This window comes from Bacillus cereus group sp. N8, assembly GCF_016483685.1.
Taxonomy (GTDB): domain Bacteria; phylum Bacillota; class Bacilli; order Bacillales; family Bacillaceae_G; genus Bacillus_A; species Bacillus_A proteolyticus.
Genome location: NZ_JAEHBK010000005.1, coordinates 246,358 through 268,155, shown reverse-complemented (window position 1 = coordinate 268,155; position 21,798 = coordinate 246,358). Strand labels below are relative to the sequence as shown.

Sequence of the window (21,798 nt, the reverse complement as noted above, 5' to 3'; positions counted from 1 at the left end):
TCCCTCATATAACCACTTATCTATACAAAAAACTCTCCGACTTATCCATGCACTGAATAAGTCGGAGAGTTTCTTCTACCAATACAAAGAAAGCCCAGTTGCACAAATGGCAATTGGGCTTTCCACTTCAAACTAAGATTGTTTCTCTAAATCTGGCTTAGACACAAGCTTTGTATACACGATAAAGCGATCTGGTGCATCACCAATATACTCAAACGGATAACATGTTGTTAACGTCAGTGTCTCATAATCAGTTGGAACGATAATTGTATCATCGTTTGCTCCCGTAATTTTAAAGTCTGTTATTTCATACACAAACTCACCATACGGTGTTCCGAATTTGATTTGATCACCCTTCTTCAAATCTTCCAGCTTACGAAAACTCGTATTTCGGTGTCCGCTTAGTACAACATTTCCACCTTGTCCGGGTAACATACTTCCAGCAAAATGTCCCACTCCTGATTTTAATTCTTTCGGATGCGTTCCTTCTACAACAGGAACTTCATACGAATGAGAAGGAAACTTCAATTCACCAAGCTTCTCTCCTGGATCAGGAATTTTAGACCAAATTTGTTTAAACTCTTTTTCAGCCTCCGCTGGCTTATACGGTGTAATCACTGTATGAGCTAACAATGTTGTTTGCTTTGTTAATTCCCATCCGAAAAAAGCAACAATTCCAAGGCCTAACAAAATAATGAAAACGGGAATCCCAATGATTACCCATCTCCATTTTGACTTACGCTTACGTACTTTCTTTCTCTTTTCCATTAGACGTATTACGCTTGTTCTGTCTTACGAGCTAATCGTACTGCTGGAACTAATGCAGCTGCACCTAGAAGTACAATTAAGCCACCAATTAACATATACGTTTGTTCATTAGATGCTGTATTTGGCAGTTCAGCATTTGTCATCGGAACAAAGTGACCTGTTGCGTTCAGTTCACGTTTCGCTTCCATCGCAACTTTTAAAGAATTTACCAGATTTTTAAAATTAGCTGCTTGTACCATTTCTCTCGTTGGATTAATTGTCGCAAGTAACTTTCCATCTAAATCTTTTAATTGAATTAATAAGTTATTATCCTTGCTAATTGTATAATTTAAAAGATCTAACGACTTCCCACTTTCATCTACAAGTGAAACTTGTAAATGTGCAAGTTTCGCGCTATCAAGAAATAAGCGAAGCATTTCTACTTTTTGCTCATTCTTTAAACTCATAACATCCTTCGCACCTGAAAGAATTTCGCTCACTCGAGCTGCATTTGCATTAATTTGAGCTTGCTCTTGATCAGTTAAGCTCGTTTTTTGTAAATAAGTATATAAGTAGTCCACGTGATCAAGATTTAAAGTTTTTAATGAATTTACTAGCTTTTGTGAAGCTTCTTTTCCATTCGTATCTGCATGTGCAGCTGTTGCAGCGAACGCTGTTAAGCTAAGACTAAGCGCAGCCACTAATGAACCTTTTTTCATAACATCTTTGAAATTCATGGTTATTTCTCCTTTTTATAGAAATTTAATCATTTAAATATATCATAAGTACTCCAATGAAGATAATCTATATTTTATTTTTCACTATAAACAAAAAAGAGCTTCTACTTGAAGTACCTCATTCTATCCTTTTTTAAAGCTTGGAAAAACTACTTCTCATAGCCATAAGGTTTCTTTTGATGCCAATTCCACGCATGTTCAATAATTGTTTTAATCTCTACATACTGTGGATTCCATCCTAATTTCTCTTTCGCCTTTTGTGAAGAAGCAACTAGACGCGCTGGATCTCCCGCTCTTCTTGGTGCTACTTCTGCTGGGATTTCATGATTTGTAACTTCACGAACAGCTTCAACGATTTCTTTAACGCTAAACCCATTGCCATTTCCTAAGTTATAGAAATCACTTTCCCCACCGTTTTGTAAATCTTTAAGACCAAGGAAATGAGCTGCTACTAAGTCTTCGACATGAATATAATCACGGACACAAGTACCATCTGGTGTATTATAGTCTTCACCAAACATCATAATCTTCTCACGTTGTCCTAAAGCTACTTGTAAAACTAAAGGAATAAGATGCGTCTCAGGACGATGATCCTCACCAATAATGCCACTTGGAGTTGCACCAGCTACGTTAAAGTATCTGAAAATCTTATATTTTAAATTAGAAGCTTGACTATACCAATGAAGCATTTTTTCAATTGCTAGCTTCGTCTCTCCGTATGTGTTCGTTGGATTTGTCATAGTTTCTTCAGTAATAAGATCAACATCTACCTCGCCATAAGTAGCTGCAGTAGAAGAGAAGATAAACTTATCTACTTTAAACTCGTCCATTACTTCTAGTAAACAAAGAGCACCGTACACATTATTGTTATAATATTGAAGAGGCCTCTCCATACTAACGCCAACTAAAGAATCAGCTGCAAAATGCATAACCGCCTCAATATTTTCTTGTTTAAAAACATCTCTTAAAAATGCTTTATCACGAAGGTCAGCATTATAAAACTTCGCACCTCCCGTAATTGCATCTTCATGACCAGTTTGTAAGTTATCTACTACTACTACAGATAAACCTTCATCCACTAGTTTTTTAACAGCTTGAGAACCGATATAGCCTGCTCCACCGCAGATTAAAATTGAGTTCATTGTTTATCCTCCTGCATATATACTATAATTTCTTAAGTACTTTCTTATTACAAAAGGTATACGATTGCTCGTATACCTTTTGTATCCCATTCATTACTTAGCCACAAAATAATCTGTTACATATTGCGCCCAAACTTCGTGCCCTTTTGCACTAGGGAAACCGAATTCCTCTTGTAAGTATGGTACAATTGCCTTTGTTGATGCATCAGGCCATGCTCCCCAATGATCAATATATATAACCATTTTGCGTTGCAAATTGTTTTAATGCCTCAATCGCTTTCGAATAATTCTTCCCACTATACACTGGGTTTGGCGGTTGAATCATGATCTTAGCGTCTTTTGCACTAGTAGAAAGTGCTTGAACAAATTTCTGTGTATTCGCTACAGAATTTCTATCCCCTGTTTTTCCATTGTCAGTAATAAATGGTGGTTCAAATAAAATTACATCTGGATTGTCTTTCGCAATCTCTTGATCACGTTTTTCAGACTTATCACGATTTAATGGCCTTTGTACTGCATCTAAAGTATTAGAAACAGGAGAATAAATGGTATATGTATAAACACCACCAGCGATAATAAGAAAACCCACAATACCGAGAATCCAGAATAGAATTTTCCTTTTCATAACTATCCTTCTTTCATCTAAAAAAATTTTAAATGAATTTATAAATCTGGGATAAACGGAACTATAGTTGTCTGTTATGTAAAAAAACCAAGCGAACCCCCATTAACTAACAAACAAGAAACTACTTTAACTTACATACACAACATTTCCTAAAATTAGATCCCCATAGTTTCATATAATATAAAATTTATTTACTAATAAATTTTATAATATCATTTACCAATTCTCCTTCAGAAAAGCTGTACGTATTAAATGTTTCCGAATGGATATCGCTAATTTCCTCACCTAATTTCTTGATATCCCAAACTACACTTACATAACCTTTCTTATCTAAAACATTACAAATTTCAATTTGATGGTCATCTACATGTTCATCAAATTGCTTCAAACGAGGTATTACAATAACTTTTTTCTTTTTTTTCAGGCCATTAAAAATACTACTTGTTCCCCCATGAGAAATCAGCAAAGATGCATTTTCTACGTAGTTATCCATCTCTTCTGGTTTAAGCAATTTATGCACTTCAAAATGAGTGGGTACATATGTTGAATATCCAACCTGAGCAATGACCTTTTCTTTAATTACACCTGTTGAACACAGTTCATCTATCTCTTTTAAAAGCCTGTTAAACTGAAATTTTTGTGTTCCAACTGTTATAAAAATCAATATAATCTCCCCTTAAATTCTGCATCCTCATATACCTCAAGAAGCTCTTCCCACTGAACATAGAACTTATCTGCAAAACGATATAAAATTCTTCCTGTTATGGTAGGTGTCTGTACTTTAGCAAAACTTTCAATAAAAATTAGCTTTCCTCCAAAAATTTTCCCAAAAATACAAAAAGGAATAACAGCTCCTGCCCCAGTAGATATAATATACTGGGGTCTTATTTTTATTACGTACCAAAATGATAAAATAATATTAATAAAAAATATAAGAGGAAAGAAAATATTTTTCCTTTCCTGTTGAGCTAAATATGAAACATCATAATTTTTTTGTAATGATACTGTAGTTTCATTTTTCTCTGTAATCACCTTAATTTTTGATGAATCAAATGACTTTATTATATTTTTTAATTGAGTTAGGTGCCCACCTGTGGAACTAATAAAACATACTGTCTGCAAAGAATGCCCCTCCATTTTTTAAAATTTAATTCCTCTATAAAAAGAATAAAATACTTCTTCTTAAACCAATATTAATATACGTAAATAAATCTATTAACACTCTGCTTTTGGTTTTCCAAATATGAAATTTTATTTTATGATACAATGTACCTTCATGATACATAAACTTCTTAAACGCTTCCTCTTGAACAATAATTTCTAATTCATCTAAATATTGTTTATTTTTAATTCCTCTTCCCCACCATTTGAAGAGATAATTACGTATAAAATTTAAAACAACCTTATCATCTGAAACATATAATAAATCCTTATATGTCACTAATCTATCTCGAGCATTCCTTCCAGGATTAGTCATAATTGACCCTTCTCTATATCTCCTTCTATATATATTCAAATTCAAATATTTAATAGAATCTGTTTTCCCTATACATGTAAGCCAAAATGATACATCTTCACCATATATATTTTCATTTGAAAAATATATATTATTATCTTCTAAAAAGCTTTTAGACTGAACTTTTAAACATGCTGGTTGAAGATCTAATAAACAATATTTTTTTAAACTACCAGTATATTTATTCACACTAGAATTAACATTGAAATACTTCTTCTTACATATCTTATAACTTTCATCGTAAAAACCTTCACCATTAAAAATGATAATATTTTGATTAGATTTTTTCATTTCTTCTATTAAATTTTCTAGTGAATTAGGTTGAACATAATCATCTGAATCTAGATACATAATATATTGCCCTTGTGCTTTTTGGGTTCCTAGGTTTCTTGTAGGACCTAGTCCTTCATTTTCCTTATATATGCAAGTAATTCGCTTATCAAGTTTTGAATACTTCTCCATAATACCTTTACTACCATCAGTAGATCCGTCATCAATAAGGAGAATTTCTATATTTTCTATATTTTGTTGCAATAAAGATACTATACACTCTTCCAGGTACTTCTCCACATTATAAATTGGAACGACTATAGATAATATGATTTCGTTTTCTGTTAATTTCATATTTATTTAATCACCTACCCTTTTAACTTGACTATAATTCTATATATACTTAAAGGCATAAAACATTTAATTATCCCTTTACCAAGAGCACTTAGTCCGATTACACCATTTTTTTTCCCATCCAAATAAATTGATAATGCCTTGTTTCTTTGTTTATTAAATATTAATGGCTTTGTCATAACCCTAACTAAAAAAGCATGTTTTACTTCATTAGAAATATCATTACTAACACTATTAATCCATTCTAATGATTGTTTATATTTTAAATTATTACCAATTCTACCTTCTCGATCATCAGAATAATATATAGCTAGATGTTCAGGGAAATTTACAAATTTAGCACCATTCTTCTTTAACCTCAGGCAAAAGTCCCAATCCTGATGTTTTTTTAAAGTAGGATTAAATAGCGTCTGTTTACCTAACTTGCTTGAGAACATATATGTACTAGTTTGAACCCAATTCTTTCCTAAAAATATATATTCCAAAATATCTTCTTCTTCAAAAAGAGCACGATTATTCGAATAAACCGTTTTCTTTGTACCTTTTAGAATCAAATCTGTAAAACACACTAGACTATCATCATTGAATGTTCTCATAAAATTCAATTGATTCTCTAATTTATTTGGTAACCATTCATCATCTGAGTCTAATAATGCAATGTATTCTCCTTTACTTTCTTTAATACCGACATTTCTAGGCTTTGTGCCTTTAGAATTTCCATTTAATTTTATAAACTTAATTCTATCATCATGATACTCATTAACTATTTCCTCTGTATTATCTGTAGAAGCATCATCCACAATTATTAATTCAAAATTAGTATACGTTTGTGCTAATACACTATTAATTGTACGTTTAATAAGCTCACTTCTATTGTATGTTGGTATAACTATACTAACTAATACCTCATTTTTTTCCACAAATATATCCTCCTAAACTTTAAAATAAAAAAGAAAGTTTATTCAACCCTCTGTGAATAAACTTCCCATAATTTCCACCCACTCTTCAAAATGGCCCCTCTTAACTCTTTCTAAATACTTAAGTCACTTGTTTATGATACAATTAAAACTTGAGTATGAAATTTTCCCTTTATTTATTCTTAAGCAGAACACTAAATCCACCTACTCTTTTTAATAATCACCATTTTCCTCATATTATACAATCAATTAAACTCATTAGTTTGTCATGTTCTTTATTCATTAACATTTACCATTCGTTTTCTGAATGAATATTTGGAATTAACAATATTATAAAATATAAGAGAGACACTTGAATTGAATGAATTAATTGTGAAGTCAAAAAAGCACATATAACTATAAAAGGGATATATACTAGACTCACAATTAAAAAATAAACCTCTTTAGTATCCATTGTCTTTTTAATATTAATTATTAAACCATAGATCATTAAAACTACTAATGCTATCGCTCCTATTATTCCAAATTTAGAGTATATAGACAAAAGTAAATTATCTATCCAACTTACTTCACTTACCACACTTCCACTAGCACTAAAAAATTTCAAAGGGTATCCAATGCCATTACCTAAAATAGGAGATTCCATAGAATCGATGATATATTGATTAGTATATACTCTGGAATCTATTGATTCAGTACCACTCTCATTAAATCTTTTTGATACATCCGCTAAGAATGAAGTCTCCATTATATTTATTTTCTGAAAGCAAATGATACTAACAGATAAAATCACTGCACTTCCTAAGAATAGGGAAGCTAACACTTTTAAATTTAAACGCTTAGTAAACATAACCTTAATTACAATAATACATACTATAATAAACAGGCATCCGTAATAAAGCATAATTATACTTCTAGTTTGTGATAATAGAATTGCTATGTTATTCAAGGCAAGTGCACACAACATATTTTTTTTATTTTCCGTTTTAAATATAATATATATCGAGAAGAAACTAATTACAAATAAGGCCGTAACATTTTGAAAAGTAACCCTTCCTGTATCTCCCCATATTGTTCCATAAAATTCCCCATAAATACTTGGTAAAAAACCCTTTCCAAATATAGCCAAGAAAATAGCGATAATGCTATATAGAGCCCCCCCAAATATACACATTCTTAATATGTTTAAAATATGTATTTTAAACATATTTATCCATAGACCAATAGTAACTATGGTCATAAAAAGTTGAATATACAATACCAGCTCAGATTTTATTAATGGGTTATGATTAAGAACTCCCTGTATTAAAGCAATGCTAAAAATACATAAAAATAAAAGTACAATAATTAAATTAGGAATTTTTATTTTCAACACATATTTATTAAGCCTAAATAGCATGTAAATAAACATAATGCTTATCATTACAAAACGAAAATCAAGAAATATATTCCCTTTAATGTCTATACCCATTCCTATCATTTTCTCTATGTGAGTATTCCTAGGAATCCCAAATACACTTACTATATATATCCCTAAAGCTAAATTGTAATTTTTTTTTACTAAAAAGGATATTAAGACTAACAATAAAATAATTCCCATGTTCTTCTCCTACTAAAATAATAATTAACATACTTATTTTGTGAATTTCAGCTTATTTGGTAAGTACTCTTTGATTATCCCTTTATATAAAAAATTTAGTAACACTAAATTAATACCACATAAAATAACATAAAAATGATCAAAATCATTAAATGTTGCATAACTCGCAAATAAAACTAACATTAATGTCATAATATAAAATTTAGTTAAAGAATAATTAACATGATATAAAGATTTTGAAATTATAGTTCTTATAGAAAAGAACACAATATATGCTATCCCCGTTGAAATAGCAGCTCCTTTTGCCCCTAAGCTTGGAACGAGTAATAAGTTACCAATTATATTAACTACAGCTGCTGAAAGTGCTATTATTACATGGTATTTTGATTTCTTTTTAAAACTTATTCCTAAGACTGTCGTTTCTGACACTGTAAACATCAACGGCATAAACACTAAAAATGGCATTATTACGCTTGCTTCTCTAAAATTCTCACCTAATAAAAGGACTATCAAATCTTTAAACATTATCATCATAATACTTACCAAAAACATTACATAAGTAACTAATTGGTTCATCTTTTCGAAAAACTCTATATTTTCACTGTCTTTAATATATTTTTCATAAGCTACTGGTACCCAAAACATCGTGAACGCACTTTGTACAGCGTTTAATAAAGCTATAATAGAAAAAGCTGCTGCATATAGACCTAACTCATTATAATCATTAAAGTATTGTATAAAAATCCGGTCAATTGATTGGAATAACCAAGTAATTAAGAAAGTAAATACTAAAGGCACCCCAAACTTAATAAGCTCAGAACTCTTAGTTTTTAATTCACTTTCATTCTTTGGAAATATCCACACCTCTCTTTCTACATAAATTGCTATTAGTGTTACCAACATATTAGAAATTACGAATGCGTATACCAATACAATAAAATTACTATTAAGTGGTAAACAGAATAAAATGATCAATAGAATATTAGATAATTTTTGAACTACTTGTAACGTTGAATATAATTTTCCTTTTTGTTGCATACGGATGACCAATAGTGAAAATCTATTGAGTAACATAAAAAAATTATTTAGAATTAGCAATATTAAAAGTTGCAAACTGTATGTTCCAAATATTTTATAAAACATTTGTTTGTAAAATAGGACTGTTGCAATACACACAAAAAAACACGCTAACAATGGCACCTTTAGATTGCTATATAGTAGTCTTCCCCTATTTTGAGCTTCTTCTTCATGAAAATACCTAACAAATGATTGATCTAATCCAAACAAAATAATCGCATTGATAATATTGGCTATCAATAAAAACATGGAAAATTTACCGAACTCTTCCGGTGTAAACAAACGTGTATTTAAAGGTGATGAGATAAAACCCAATACTAATACTATCCCACTCCCTAAAGCGTATTCCATAAACTTCTTAAAGAGATTATTCTTTTTACTCAATACTTTCGCCTCAATCTTTATTGTTTACTTATTAATACAATTTTTTATAAGTAAACAATCTTATCTAATTCTTTTTTAATTGTTGCCTCATAATTACATTTTTCATTTATACTAATAGATGTTTTTTTAGACATTTCTTTAAAAACCTCGGGCCGATCATATAAATATAAAATCGCTTCAGCTATTTGGCTTGGATTCTCAGTTAAAAATCCTGTATCCAAATTTGTCACGAACTCTGGAATTGCCGTATTATTTGTAGTAATAGGTATTAATCCACTGGACATAGCCTCGCACATAGAAACCCCCTGTGCATCTTGTCTAGTAGGACATAAAAATATACCAAATCTCTTATGGATACTTGATATTTCCTCTTGTGTTAAAAATTTATTGTGAATTTTCACATTTGAAAAACTAGTTAAATCCCTTGTCTCTTTATCAAAATATGCCCCACTCCCATAGATTTCAATTTCAAAATCTTCAAAGAAACTTCTTTTACTTAATTCCAAAATCGCTTTAACCGCAATATCGTTTGCATATTTTTTATTATGAAAAGGACGAATTAATAATATTTTTTTTCGTTTTTCTACTTCTTTTTCTTCATATTCAAATAAATCTGTATTAATATAGTTAGGAATAATGCAATTTTTTCCGAATTTTGTTTTCACATCTTTTTCAGCAATCTCTTTCATCCAATTAGATACGAAAATATAGCAAAGGTTCTCTAGCTTATTTTTTTCATTAAAATACTTGAACGCCTGTAATTGCTTATAATTTTTTTTGATTTTCAGCCCCCTCCAAGCATCTACACTCAAAGGATTAAAAAGTCTATGATACCACCTTAAGGCTTCAAATCCATGGACCCAAACTATAACAGGGATACGGGTATCTATTTCCAACAAAGAACCAACCATATTTTCTAACAGAAAGTGAACCAGAATCCTGTCTACCTTTGTTTCTTTAATATATTTATTAAATTCTTCTTGATTCCCCTCAATAACCCTAACATCATCAAAAAAATAAACTTCCTTTGTTTCTTTTTCATGCATAACCCATACTACTGGATTATGCCCACATTCCATATAAGCTTTAACTCGCTGATGGACAAAACCATTTCGATATAAATTATTTTCTTTAGGATATTGATGCGTTAAAATAAGAAATTCCATCCTTAACCTCTACTTTCAAGTTATTTGAATCTACCATTTATTATCTTATAATTAAAAGAAATAAGGTGCAGTAAATCTACACCTTATTTCTTTTAATTTTTAACAAGCGAATCTATTAAAATAGATTCTCTTCCCATTGAAATATAGTTCAGCTTAGCGTTCTTGACACTCTCTAGACTAAAACAATTTCTTCCATCATATAAATTAGGAGTTTTCATTTTTTCAGCAAATTTATTTAACGGATATTGTTTGAATTCATCCCACTCGGTTAAAATAAATACTAAATCAGTATCCTCAATTGTCGTATCTGTCCCTTCACAGTATACCACATCATTTGGTAACACTTTTTTCGCATTATCCATAGCTACTGGATCAAATGCTTTTATATTAGCTCCCATTCTAATTAATTCTGGAATAATAACTAGAGCCGGCGATTCACGAATATCATCTGTATTTGGCTTGAAAGATAAGCCTAAAATTCCAATATTTTTATTGCCAAGCGATCCAAGGTCATTAACCGCCTGCTCTAATAATTTTCGTTGTTGACGATTATTGAATTCAATGACTGCGCTAAGCAAATTAAATTCATAATCTACATTATCCGCAATTTTCTTTAATGCCTTAGTATCTTTTGGAAAACATGAGCCACCATATCCAATTCCTGCTCTTAAAAATTGATTACCCACACGACTATCCATGCCCATACCTAATGCCACTTCTTCTATATTAGCATTCACTTTCTCGCATATATTGGAAATTTCATTTATAAATGAAATTTTTGTAGCAAGAAATGCATTTGAAGCATATTTAATCATTTCAGCACTACATATATTTGTACGATAAATTGGTAATCCAAATGGTTTATTAACAACTTCTATGATATCCCCAGCTGCTTTATTATCTGCACCAATTACGATTCGATCACCGTGAAAAACATCATAAATTGCTGAGCCCTCGCGTAAAAATTCTGGGTTCGATACTACTTCCACCTTAAAATCTTTCCCATTCAAACATTTTTCAATATAGGTCTTAACTTTATGATTTGTTCCAACTGGAACAGTACTTTTAACAACCACTGTGACATCTTTATTAATAGAAGTAGCGATATCTTCACATACTTGATAAATATAATTCAAATTAGCAGACCCATCCTCCAACTCGGGTGTACCAACAGCAATATATATCACATCAGCTCCACTATACGCCGATTCTCCTGCGGCTTCAAAAGACAGCGTTCCACTTTCCATATTTTTTTTCAATAACTCTTCAATACCTGGTTCATAAATCGGTGAAAATCCCTGGCGTAACTTTTCCACCTTACTTTTATCTATATCTAGACACGTAACGCTGTGCCCAATTTCAGCAAGCGATACTCCCGTTACTAACCCTACATATCCTGTACCAACGACTAATATTTTCATATTTTTAATCTCCCTTGTAAACTTATTAAGATGCACCATTAGATTTAACCATAACTAGAATTGTTTTAAGAATAATTTTTACATCATAAATTAATCCTCTTTTATTTATATATTCTAAATCTAACTCCACCATCTCTTTAAAACCAACGCTATTTCTTTCTGTAACTTGCCAAAGTCCGGTACACCCAGGAATTACCAATAATCTCTGTTTGTCATAAGAAGTATATTTTTCTACCTCTCTTGGCAATGGTGGTCTAGGACCAACTAAACTCATATCACCTTTTATCACATTTAATAATTGTGGTAATTCATCAATACTCGTTTTACGAATAAACTTACCAATCTTCGTCACACGAGGATCATCTTTCATTTTAAACATTGCACCAGATACCTCATTGTGTTCTAATAAATCTCTTAATCGGTCTTCTGCATCTGTTACCATTGAGCGAAATTTATACATTCCAAACTCTTTTTCATTCTTTCCAATACGAATTTGCTTAAAAAAAATAGGACCTTTCGGATCTTCTAACTTAATAAGTACTGCCACAATAAAAAAAACAGGAGATAACAAAATAAGACCGCACAGTGAACCAAATATATCCATAAAACGTTTCGTAAATAAATATAACCCGTTTTGATTTACCTCTTCAGCAGCAAGCAATCGTTGTTTTTTTACAGTTCCACTTGATACTTTAGTTAAGGCCAATGCCCTTCCACCTCACTTTATACGTGTACATTTTCTTTTTTTACAAGTTCGTTCATATACTGCATTAATTCATCTTTCAATTCTTCATGCTGAAGTGCCATTTCAATTGTCGTCTTAATAAATCCAAATTTCTCACCAACATCATAACGTGTACCTTCAAAGTCATATGCAAACACGCGCTGAATTTCATTTAAACGCTGAATCGCATCTGTTAATTGAACTTCCCCACCAGCGCCTGTTTGTTGATCTTCAAGGAACATAAAGATTTCTGGTGTTAATACGTAACGACCCATAATTGCTAAGTTAGATGGCGCTGTTCCTGGCGCTGGTTTTTCTACAAATTGACGTACTTGATATTGACGACCACTTTGCGTGATTGGATCAATAATTCCATAACGATGCGTCTCATTTTCTGGTACTGTTTGTACACCAATTACAGACGAATGTGTTGCCTCGTACTCATTCATCAACTGACGTAAACATGGCATATCAGCTTGTACGATATCATCACCAAGTAATACTGCAAATGGCTCATTACCGATGAATTTACGTGCACACCATACTGCGTGACCTAATCCTTTTGGTTCTTTTTGTCTTATGTAATGAATATTAATTTTTGAAGATGCTTGTACTTTTTCAAGCATTTCATACTTTCCTTTTTCTAAAAGGCTTTGTTCTAATTCAAAAGAATGGTCAAAATGATCTTCGATTGCACGTTTTCCTTTTCCAGTTACAATAATAATGTCTTCGATTCCTGATTCTATCGCTTCTTCTACTATGTACTGAATAGTCGGTTTATCAACGATGGGTAACATTTCTTTTGGCATTGCCTTCGTCGCTGGTAAAAATCTTGTCCCCAGTCCAGCAGCTGGAATAATAGCTTTTCTTACTTTCTTCAAACTTATTACCCCCAAGAGTATTATTTTTTCCATATGTAGCTATAACAAAAACCCTACCTATAGAGTCATATTTATAACTCCATAGGTAGAGTTTCTATCATAAATAAATTATGGGCATCTAACCCTACCTCACATCATGCTTTTGACAACAAACGCGTCTAAGGTAGAAATTTACTCTACCCACAGCATAGCCGAGTGTCTCCATTGATATTGGTTAGGAGGCATCACCAAGTGGTTTTCTCTTTAAAAGAGACCGAATATTTTTTTCCGTCTTATTTTCTCGGGCTCTTCTCGATAAATCATTTTCCCACTTATTAGTTCATATGTATTTTCCTTGAAGTAGTACAATGTAGAACTCCCAAATGTTTTCTCTACTGTTTCATACGCAGCTTGCAAGTGAAAGGAGCGCGTTGTTGTGTTATGAGCATCTGATGATATGACATGTGTTAAGTGATGCTCAATAAGTTGCAATGAAAACTTCTTGATTTTCTTTCCGAACTTCCCTGTGACGCTTCCTGCGGTAATTTGTGTTAGTGCCCCTTGATTGACGAGCTTATACAACACATCGGGGCGTTCAATAATTTCCATATTCCGTTCTGGATGAACAATAACCGGCGTGATCCCTTTCACACGTAATTCATATAACATTTTTTCTGCATAGCGCGGGACATGGTTTGTTGGAAATTCAATTAATATATGTTTATCCATACGATTCAATGTAACAATACGACCCGAATCATAGTCTTCTAGTAACTCTCCGTACAACCTGATTTCTTGACCAGGTAAAATGGTTAAATTGATAGCCTCTTCTTTTAATCTTCCATTTAACTGCTTTACCTGATGAAGAATGCTTTCTGCTAGATTTATATAAACCCCATTTTGGTGATGAGGAGTAGCAACGATTGTATGAATTCCTTCTTCGCATGCTGCCTTTGCCATTGCAATGCTGTCTTCGATTGATTGTGCTCCATCATCGACATTAGGCAAGATATGACAATGTAAATCAATCATTCTATTTCATCCCCTCTCCACATATTCTTCACATACTGAATATAAGAAGAAAAGATGAATGTTCACCTTTCCTTCTTTTGCATTTAGTTAGAACCGTAATAGTAATATTCGGATCCATTTTGTTCTTTATCGTTTAAGACAACGCCAAGTAATGTACCTTTTGCGCTATCTAATGATTGTTTTGCTTTAAGTGCCGCCTCTTTTTCTGTTGCACCACTTCGAATAACAAGTACAGAAGCATCACATTGATTTGCCATAATTTGTGCATCTGTAACTGGTAAGATTGGTGATGTGTCAAAAATGACAAGGTCATACGTGCCATAAGCTTCTGAAAGTAAATCTTTCATCGAGCTTGCACCCAGTAATTCCGCTGGATTTGGTGGGATTGGACCACATGGTAAAAATGTTAAATTACCGATTTTCGTTTGTGTCACACATGTTTCTAGTGTTTTACTACGTGTTAATACGTTTGTTAAGCCAAATATATTATCCACTTGCATCATTTGATGTAATGCTGGTCTACGTAAGTCTGCATCGATAAGTAATACTTTCTTACCTTGTTGTGCGAAAACAATTGCAATATTAGCAGCCGTTGTTGTCTTTCCTTCACTTTGATTCGCAGATGTTACGATAAGAGAACGAATCTTCTTATCAACAGATGCAAATTCAATATTTGTTCGTATATTTCGGTATTGCTCTGACACAGATGATTTTGGTTGTTCATATGCAATCAGCTGACGGCGAGCACGTAATATTTTTTTCTTAAGAACCAATTGTATGACCCCCTACTCTCTTCGTTGCTGATAAACTATCGCTCTTTGTGCCATCTTCCTCCATATGAGAAACGACGCCAAGAACTGGTACACCCAGTAGTTTTTCAATATCTTCTTCTTTTTTCATCGTGTTATCTAAGTACTCTAGTAAGAATGCAATTCCAACGGAAGCCATTAATCCAACAACAAATGCAATTGCTATATTTAACTTTTTATTTGGTTTGATTGGTGACTGACCTTCTGCTGCTTCTGCTTTTGATAAGATCGTTACGTTATCAATACTCATAATTTTTGCAATTTCACTTTTGAATATTTCCGCTGTTGTATTTGCGATATCACGAGCTAGTTTTACATCTTTATCTTGAACTGTAACAGCTATTACTTGTGAATCTTTCTCATTTTCTACATTAATTTTTCCATTTAACTCTTGAGTAGACATGCCTAACTTTAATTCACTCTTCACCTTATCTAAAATTACAGGGCTTTTTACAATGATCTTATATGTATTAGTTAATTGCACATTGGTTTGCACTTCGTTATACTGAATGATTTTCTCATCTTGTTTCTTTTGGTTAACAAGAATTTGCGTCGAAGTCTGATAAATCGGCGTTATAAAGTAAAAACTTACGATCGCGCTTACAAGTGCTGCACCAATCGTAATTACAAGGATCATAACTAATCGTTTTCTTAAAATAGCAAATAACTCTTTCAAACTTATTGTTTCTTCCATGCCTTCCTCCAGCTTCCAATAATTTGTTATAAAAACTTCTGAAAATAAATAATTTGTCAGGTTTTAGGCTGACAACAAAAATCTGGTATCTAGCCCTAAAGTTGTTTAGCGATAAATAACTATTTAACATATTACATAACTTACATTAGTATAGCAAGAATAGTTGAGAAAATTGTTGGAGAAGTTGACAAATATTATACTACCGAATTTGACGGATTTCGACACAGTTTTTAATGTATAAGTTTTCATTTGCTATATACTGTCGATATATGGGGATTATTAGTATTACTAGTGAATGTACCATTGATTGATCTGTGTATTTATACTATCCTGTTTATAAAAATCTTACCATTGTTAATTTTTATTTTGTTTTTTCTTAATCTTTCGATATCTTTTTTTCAGACTTTAGTTGATAAACTATTTTTTCGAAAGTCCCCTATATTTTTTAATCAAACGTTTGTTTAAAAGTAAGAGAACTTACCTATCGACAAATCCTCTTACCTTTCGTCCATTTCTTCATAATTCGCTTCAATAACAATAAAAAAGATGAATGACTATACTCTCTTCATTCATCTTCTAACATAAAGTTATGTTAACAAATCTTTATTCTTTCTTATCACCAATTGCAAATGTGATTTCAGCTTCACAAGCGATTTCACCATTTACAGTTGCTACTGCTTTTCCTTTTCCAATCGGTCCACGGACACGTGTCATTTCGACTTCTAGGCGAAGTTGATCACCTGGGCGAACTTGACGTTTGAAGCGGCAGTTATCAATGCCAGCAAAGAATGCAAGGCGACCGCGATTTTCTTCCTTCTTTAGTACCGCAACAGCACCCACCTGCGCTAATGCTTCTACAATTAGAACACCTGGCATCACAGGATAATCTGGAAAGTGTCCATTAAAGTATTCCTCATTTGCCGTTACATTTTTAATCCCAACCGCACGCTTTCCTTCTTCTACTTCTAAAATTTGATCGACTAGTAGAAATGGATAACGATGTGGAATAATTTCTTTAATCTGTTGAATATCTAGCATATCATTCTCTCCTTATATACCAAATTGGTCATACCACCAACGCACTGTCCTTATTATCCCATTCTCCATTGTTTTTGTCACGAAAAACAAGAAATGCTTTCTACCCAAAATATCTATTAGGACTATTCATACAAAAAAGATACACCCTTTTCCCTTCGCTAATCGGCATAACAAAATAATAGCAATTAACACGGAGGTTGGAAAAAGGTGTATATCAAAGTTAGGGAGAGGAAATATACATTATTTTCCTCGTATGTCGTATTCATAGCTCATTATAAAGGACAAAAATAAGAAAGAAAAATTTAATATTTACTCCTTTTTACCATTATCCCCTTAATTTTCTACAAATTTCTACAAATTTCTTCATTTTTCTTATATTATCTTAAATAGCATATCTAGAAATTAAGATTCGTAATCCAGAACACTATGCTTTATAAAAAAATAAATCTTCGTGGATTAGCCTTTAATAAAAACCCTATAAAATATCATCACAAAAGATACATTTATATTTTACAGAAATATCCAATATTACATATGAATTCTTTTAAATCTTTTTAACAATACATAAGAATAAAGTATAACTAATAAGAAATTGTTGCTGTTCCTTGTTTATCTATTAAATAAGGCATTCCGGAGTATTTGAGAGAAAAACTCAAATGAAATAAATAGAAATACTTATATAATATTCTTCACTATCTCTCTTTCATCTCCTCAAATCGTTTCCCTTCTTAATTACTTATTTAAAATTAGTAGCAATTCATTAGGTACTACCTCTCATTAATCACTGACCATAAAAATGTCTACAAGGTGGTTCAAAATATATTATCACAACTACACTAATAAACCTTTATATACAAAAAGCAGCGAGACCTCTAGTCCTAAAGACAAGGGGTCTCGCTGCTTTTTGTTATATGGTATAAATAAAATCAGGTTCTATGTTGAATTATAACACGAATATTTATACATGCATATAGACGATATATTAATAAACCACAAAAAGTATTTCTAATTTTTTTACTGGTCACACAATTGAATTAAGCTCATATTTCCATAAAAAGACCAGTACACAAATACCAATTATCCCCCGAACCATAAATAATCAAATTGTGTTACCGGCCCGAAAGAAATAAAGGCAGTGTATTCCTTAAATTTATAAAAAATAATTGTGACTAGTCATATTTAAATGTTTACCTTAGCCTGTTGTCCAAGTAGACTACTAAATAAACCACTTTCATCTTTTGCCAGTTGTGCGAAACTACCGTGTTGAATAATTTGTCCTTGATCCATTACAATTACTTGGTCAGCTTTACGTATAGTAGATAGTCTATGTGCAATGACAATAATTGTCATGCTTCCTTTCAATCTTTCCAATGCTTCTTGTATTTTCGCTTCATTTTCAGCATCTAATGCACTTGTTGCCTCATCTAATACTAAAATAGAAGGCTTTCGAAGTATTGCTCTAGCCAGAACAAGACGTTGTCGTTCTCCCCCTGAAAGTTTGACTCCCCTATCGCCAATCAGTGTATCCAATCCTTGCGAGAGCCTGCTAACAAACTCAGCGGAAGCAGAAAATTCCAAAGCTTCCCAAAGCTGCTCCTCACTTGCATTTGGTTCAACCATTCTCAAATTATCCCTTATACTGGCATTGAATAGAAATGGATCTTGAGGAACATAGCTAATAGATTTCCTCAATGATAATAGGTCCTTACTTGTCAACGGTTTGTTATCTATTAATAACTGCCCGCTCTCCGGCTGCATAAGTCCCATTATGATATCAATTAATGTACTCTTTCCAGCACCGGAACGCCCTGAGATAGCTGTCATACAATTTACAGGAATATGCAAATTAATATCTTTAAGTGAGTACACAGCATTTTCTTTATTGTAGCGGAAAGAGATATTTTGACACTCAATAGATTGTTCTATCTGCATAGGATTTATACAATCATAATCCTGCTCTATATCTTGCAATTCTATACTTTTCTTACACTCTTCCTGTAATTGCAGCAAATCTTTAAAAGCGGGAAGATTCGCTGCAATTTGTTCCATGTTTGATTGTATACCTGCAAATCGTGGCCACAAACGAGAAAATATAAGAATAATTAATAATAATTGCTCCGTTTTCGTCTGAAACAGCTTAACAGATAGAAAGATAAGAATAGCAATGAAAACAGCTGATGCAATTTTATAAAAGAGTTGAGAATTATTTCTCACCTTAATATATGCAAACTGTTCACGTTCCACATCTTCTACCCAATTACGTAACCACATATAACGAGATCGTTCTAGTGTATTGCTCTTAATATCCTTAATTCCATTAAAATGATCAGTTATACCTGCAAGATACGCTTTTGAATTCTCTGAGGTTCGACCACCTAATCTTTTTGATTTTTTAATAAATCTTCGTGAAAGAAAGGCAAGTACCACAGCGCAACATAGTACAAAAATTGTTATATCTGCCGCTAACCAAAAAGCGAAACCAATCTGTATAAATGTAAACATTAAAGAAGTGAGCAACTGTAAAAATAAATTAGTGCCTGCGCTAACACGCCCTAATTCCGTTGTCAAAGAATTGATAAGATCTGATTTTCTCTTTTTCACAAAGAAACTCCAGTTGGCCTGCAACAATCCACGATAAGTTTCCAATCTCAAATGATTAATAAAACGTATCTGGATTTTCGCATTACGAACTGTTATATTCCTTTGCAAAAGCGCTTGTCCCACGACCAATATAATATATATTCCTAATACAAGTGGTAATCCTAAAGTAGTTGGAATCTCACCTAGGAATCCAAGAACCCCTGAAAGAGGACTTGTCTGTTCATTCATCTTCGCAATACCGCTAATACTTATCATAGGAATTAATAATAAAATGCCGATTCCTTCTACGAGACTGACCAATACCATTCCCATGAGATTAACAATGAGAATGTTTCCAGTAAAAGAGTATAACCGCTTTGTAAAATATAAAATATTTCTCATTTTCACTTCTCCTTACGGTACCTCATTTCCCTCCAAATCCATAAAAACGGCCGCAAAGGGAAATATAAAACATGCAGTTGTTTTGGCAGTGGTAAAGTTTCCACATCCTGAGGATAAGGATACAACCAACTAAGATGAAACAGTAGCTTTTGAGAGCTTGTCTTTAACAAATATAAATATCGCTCATGATATTTTGAAACTTCTTCCGGGACAGGATCTGTATGCAAGTTAATCATATTTTCCAAGTAATATATAGCAAGCTGCGCTAATTGCGTTACCTTTCTCCCTGACATTAATACTTTTGCCTCTTCCGCTATTATAAGAGTATCTAAAAGCTCAGAAGATAAAATAAGCGCCTGACCTACCAGTTGTTTACATCCATATCTCCCCAACATAACAGTGAGTTCTTCCCAATCTATTTCTTGCCTTACCATACGGTCAATGTCCGTTAACCATCGAAGCCTGGACCAACCATGCCTAGTTCCATGAGTCACAAGAAACATAAACAAATCCTCTCTACCTAAAAAATAGACAGGATAATTTGTGACAGGACTCGTCCTCTTTCGCCCCCATAACTCATCGAAGTGTGGTTCCTTTCCCGGTCCTGGGTGTAGTCGCCAATGAATCTCCAATTTCACCTTACTTATCGGATGCGTGTAAGTTGTATGGTGGCGTCTCCACTTCCATTCATTCATAACCGTCGGAAAATCATCCTCTTTGACATAACCATTCTTTACAAGTAATTCGTTCACTTTTCCAAGATCATCTATAGGAACAAGGGCATCCAGATCCCCTGATGTTCGAAGGGAAACATCTCCATATAGGTCTGCGCCAAGAATAGGGCCCTTCAAAAATAGAAGTTGAAGTTGGTTTTCAGCAAATAATTTACTTACTTTTCCCATTTCTCCACTTAAATGAAGCATATGGAATGTATTCCTTTTAAAATATGTACTTAATACTTGCACAACATTTGATGGAACTAACTGTTTATCAATAGATTTCATTTTTGGGTAAATGAACGCGTACATGCGATGATGCAGCGCCAGTTTCAAAAATTTGTTCCAATCAATATTTATGAACCAGTCTCCCGGGATTTCTTGTATCTCTTTATCTTCCTTCTTTATAATTTCAAGTAACAATTTTAGTTCTTTAGGTAAATGACTCAAATCAAGATTACAACCGGTATACATCTCATTCTCCTTCAAGATTTTTTTACCCTATCCTTTTTGCAAATTTACCAACAACGGTAAATCTCTTCATTTCTTCTACGCCAGTAATATAAAAGGGCCCGCTACGTAACCACGCATGGGCAATCATATTTCCCGTCTCATCTTTCGCGGTCCCTAAGTAAAGGGTACTTTCAATTTGACGCTTCTCCAACATTTTCATTGCAGCGATAGCTTTAACGAGACACTGGCTTTCCCAAAATGTATAACGGCTCATCATATGCACTGCTTGAGAAATTTTCCTTAACGTAATCTTTTCCGATTCATCATAGCTTAAAGACGTTTCTGCCATATGAATTCCTAATATAGGAGCAGCTTTAGAAAACGGTATACTTTTCAGAATACGAGCCCAGCCTAAATAAAAGAAAGCTTCTATAAGTAATAATTTTGTTCCCATATCGAACGACAAGAAAGCTTTGGCTTTATTTATGATATTCATCGATCCTACTCCTAATCTATTAAATCTGGAACGTTCAA

Annotated in this window: 20 protein-coding genes and 2 pseudogenes; all 22 read right to left on the bottom strand. The window is 32.7% G+C overall.

Going from position 1 to position 21,798, the window contains the following annotated elements; translation table 11 throughout:
* Positions 1-132: 132 nt before the first annotated feature.
* Positions 133-768, bottom strand: a complete 636-nt coding sequence (locus JDS80_RS11325) for a class D sortase (RefSeq protein ID WP_199638443.1) — start codon at positions 766-768, stop codon at positions 133-135.
* An 8-nt stretch (positions 769-776) separates the two neighbouring features.
* Entirely contained in the window at positions 777-1,484 is a 708-nt protein-coding gene (locus JDS80_RS11320) for an LPXTG cell wall anchor domain-containing protein (RefSeq protein ID WP_199638441.1), read from the bottom strand.
* 149 nt (positions 1,485-1,633) lie between these two features.
* Positions 1,634-2,626: a UDP-glucose 4-epimerase GalE gene (gene galE, locus JDS80_RS11315; RefSeq protein ID WP_088008420.1), complete on the bottom strand. Its 993-nt coding sequence runs from the start codon at positions 2,624-2,626 to the stop codon at positions 1,634-1,636.
* A 93-nt stretch (positions 2,627-2,719) separates the two neighbouring features.
* Positions 2,720-3,113, bottom strand: a pseudogene (locus JDS80_RS31430) (SGNH/GDSL hydrolase family protein); the annotation flags it as partial.
* A pseudogene (locus JDS80_RS11305) lies at positions 3,090-3,251 on the bottom strand (LytR family transcriptional regulator); the annotation flags it as partial. The pseudogenes JDS80_RS31430 and JDS80_RS11305, both read right to left, overlap by 24 nt.
* Before the next feature lie 187 nt (positions 3,252-3,438).
* Positions 3,439-3,915 carry a PssE/Cps14G family polysaccharide biosynthesis glycosyltransferase gene (gene pssE, locus JDS80_RS11300; protein ID WP_180228671.1) on the bottom strand — a complete coding sequence of 159 codons (477 nt, stop codon included), beginning with the start codon at positions 3,913-3,915 and terminating at the stop codon, positions 3,439-3,441.
* The gene (pssD, locus tag JDS80_RS11295) at positions 3,912-4,373 is read right to left on the bottom strand and encodes a PssD/Cps14F family polysaccharide biosynthesis glycosyltransferase (protein WP_180228672.1); all 462 of its coding nucleotides are present in this window, start codon (positions 4,371-4,373) and stop codon (positions 3,912-3,914) included. Before pssD ends, pssE begins: the two co-directional genes overlap by 4 nt.
* Positions 4,374-4,407: 34 nt before the next feature.
* Positions 4,408-5,391 carry a glycosyltransferase family 2 protein gene (locus JDS80_RS11290; protein ID WP_098589391.1) on the bottom strand — a complete coding sequence of 328 codons (984 nt, stop codon included), beginning with the start codon at positions 5,389-5,391 and terminating at the stop codon, positions 4,408-4,410.
* Between the two features lie 14 nt (positions 5,392-5,405).
* Positions 5,406-6,311, bottom strand: coding sequence for a glycosyltransferase family 2 protein (locus JDS80_RS11285; RefSeq protein ID WP_180228673.1), 906 nt, complete (start codon positions 6,309-6,311; stop codon positions 5,406-5,408).
* A 286-nt stretch (positions 6,312-6,597) separates the two neighbouring features.
* Positions 6,598-7,908, bottom strand: coding sequence for an O-antigen polymerase (locus tag JDS80_RS11280; protein WP_144466368.1), 1,311 nt, complete (start codon positions 7,906-7,908; stop codon positions 6,598-6,600).
* 33 nt (positions 7,909-7,941) lie between these two features.
* Positions 7,942-9,369, bottom strand: coding sequence for a lipopolysaccharide biosynthesis protein (locus JDS80_RS11275; protein WP_142277912.1), 1,428 nt, complete (start codon positions 9,367-9,369; stop codon positions 7,942-7,944).
* A 44-nt stretch (positions 9,370-9,413) separates the two neighbouring features.
* The gene (locus tag JDS80_RS11270) at positions 9,414-10,535 is read right to left on the bottom strand and encodes a glycosyltransferase family 4 protein (RefSeq protein ID WP_199638439.1); all 1,122 of its coding nucleotides are present in this window, start codon (positions 10,533-10,535) and stop codon (positions 9,414-9,416) included.
* 92 nt (positions 10,536-10,627) lie between these two features.
* Positions 10,628-11,956 (bottom strand): UDP-glucose dehydrogenase family protein, encoded by a 1,329-nt coding sequence (locus JDS80_RS11265; protein WP_088008406.1) that lies wholly within the window; start codon positions 11,954-11,956, stop codon positions 10,628-10,630.
* 25 nt (positions 11,957-11,981) lie between these two features.
* The gene (locus tag JDS80_RS11260) at positions 11,982-12,662 is read right to left on the bottom strand and encodes a sugar transferase (protein ID WP_098589394.1); all 681 of its coding nucleotides are present in this window, start codon (positions 12,660-12,662) and stop codon (positions 11,982-11,984) included.
* Positions 12,663-12,679: 17 nt separating this feature from the next.
* Positions 12,680-13,561: a UTP--glucose-1-phosphate uridylyltransferase GalU gene (gene galU, locus JDS80_RS11255; RefSeq protein ID WP_088008402.1), complete on the bottom strand. Its 882-nt coding sequence runs from the start codon at positions 13,559-13,561 to the stop codon at positions 12,680-12,682.
* Positions 13,562-13,804: 243 nt separating this feature from the next.
* Positions 13,805-14,572 (bottom strand): tyrosine-protein phosphatase, encoded by a 768-nt coding sequence (locus JDS80_RS11250; protein ID WP_199638437.1) that lies wholly within the window; start codon positions 14,570-14,572, stop codon positions 13,805-13,807.
* Positions 14,573-14,655: 83 nt separating this feature from the next.
* The gene (locus JDS80_RS11245) at positions 14,656-15,345 is read right to left on the bottom strand and encodes a CpsD/CapB family tyrosine-protein kinase (RefSeq protein WP_016130925.1); all 690 of its coding nucleotides are present in this window, start codon (positions 15,343-15,345) and stop codon (positions 14,656-14,658) included.
* Positions 15,335-16,075 carry a YveK family protein gene (locus JDS80_RS11240; RefSeq protein WP_199638434.1) on the bottom strand — a complete coding sequence of 247 codons (741 nt, stop codon included), beginning with the start codon at positions 16,073-16,075 and terminating at the stop codon, positions 15,335-15,337. The genes JDS80_RS11245 and JDS80_RS11240 overlap by 11 nt, the downstream gene beginning before the upstream one ends.
* Before the next feature lie 603 nt (positions 16,076-16,678).
* Positions 16,679-17,113: a 3-hydroxyacyl-ACP dehydratase FabZ gene (gene fabZ, locus JDS80_RS11235; RefSeq protein WP_002184592.1), complete on the bottom strand. Its 435-nt coding sequence runs from the start codon at positions 17,111-17,113 to the stop codon at positions 16,679-16,681.
* Between the two features lie 1,179 nt (positions 17,114-18,292).
* Positions 18,293-20,095 (bottom strand): ABC transporter ATP-binding protein, encoded by a 1,803-nt coding sequence (locus JDS80_RS11230; protein WP_001244409.1) that lies wholly within the window; start codon positions 20,093-20,095, stop codon positions 18,293-18,295.
* 2 nt (positions 20,096-20,097) lie between these two features.
* Complete coding sequence (locus tag JDS80_RS11225) at positions 20,098-21,285, bottom strand: nucleotidyltransferase domain-containing protein (protein WP_088008392.1); 1,188 nt, start codon at positions 21,283-21,285, stop codon at positions 20,098-20,100.
* 22 nt (positions 21,286-21,307) lie between these two features.
* On the bottom strand, positions 21,308-21,760 hold the full coding sequence (locus JDS80_RS11220; RefSeq protein ID WP_001021513.1) for a lasso peptide biosynthesis B2 protein: 453 nt from the start codon (positions 21,758-21,760) through the stop codon (positions 21,308-21,310).
* Between the last annotated feature and the right edge of the window lie 38 nt (positions 21,761-21,798).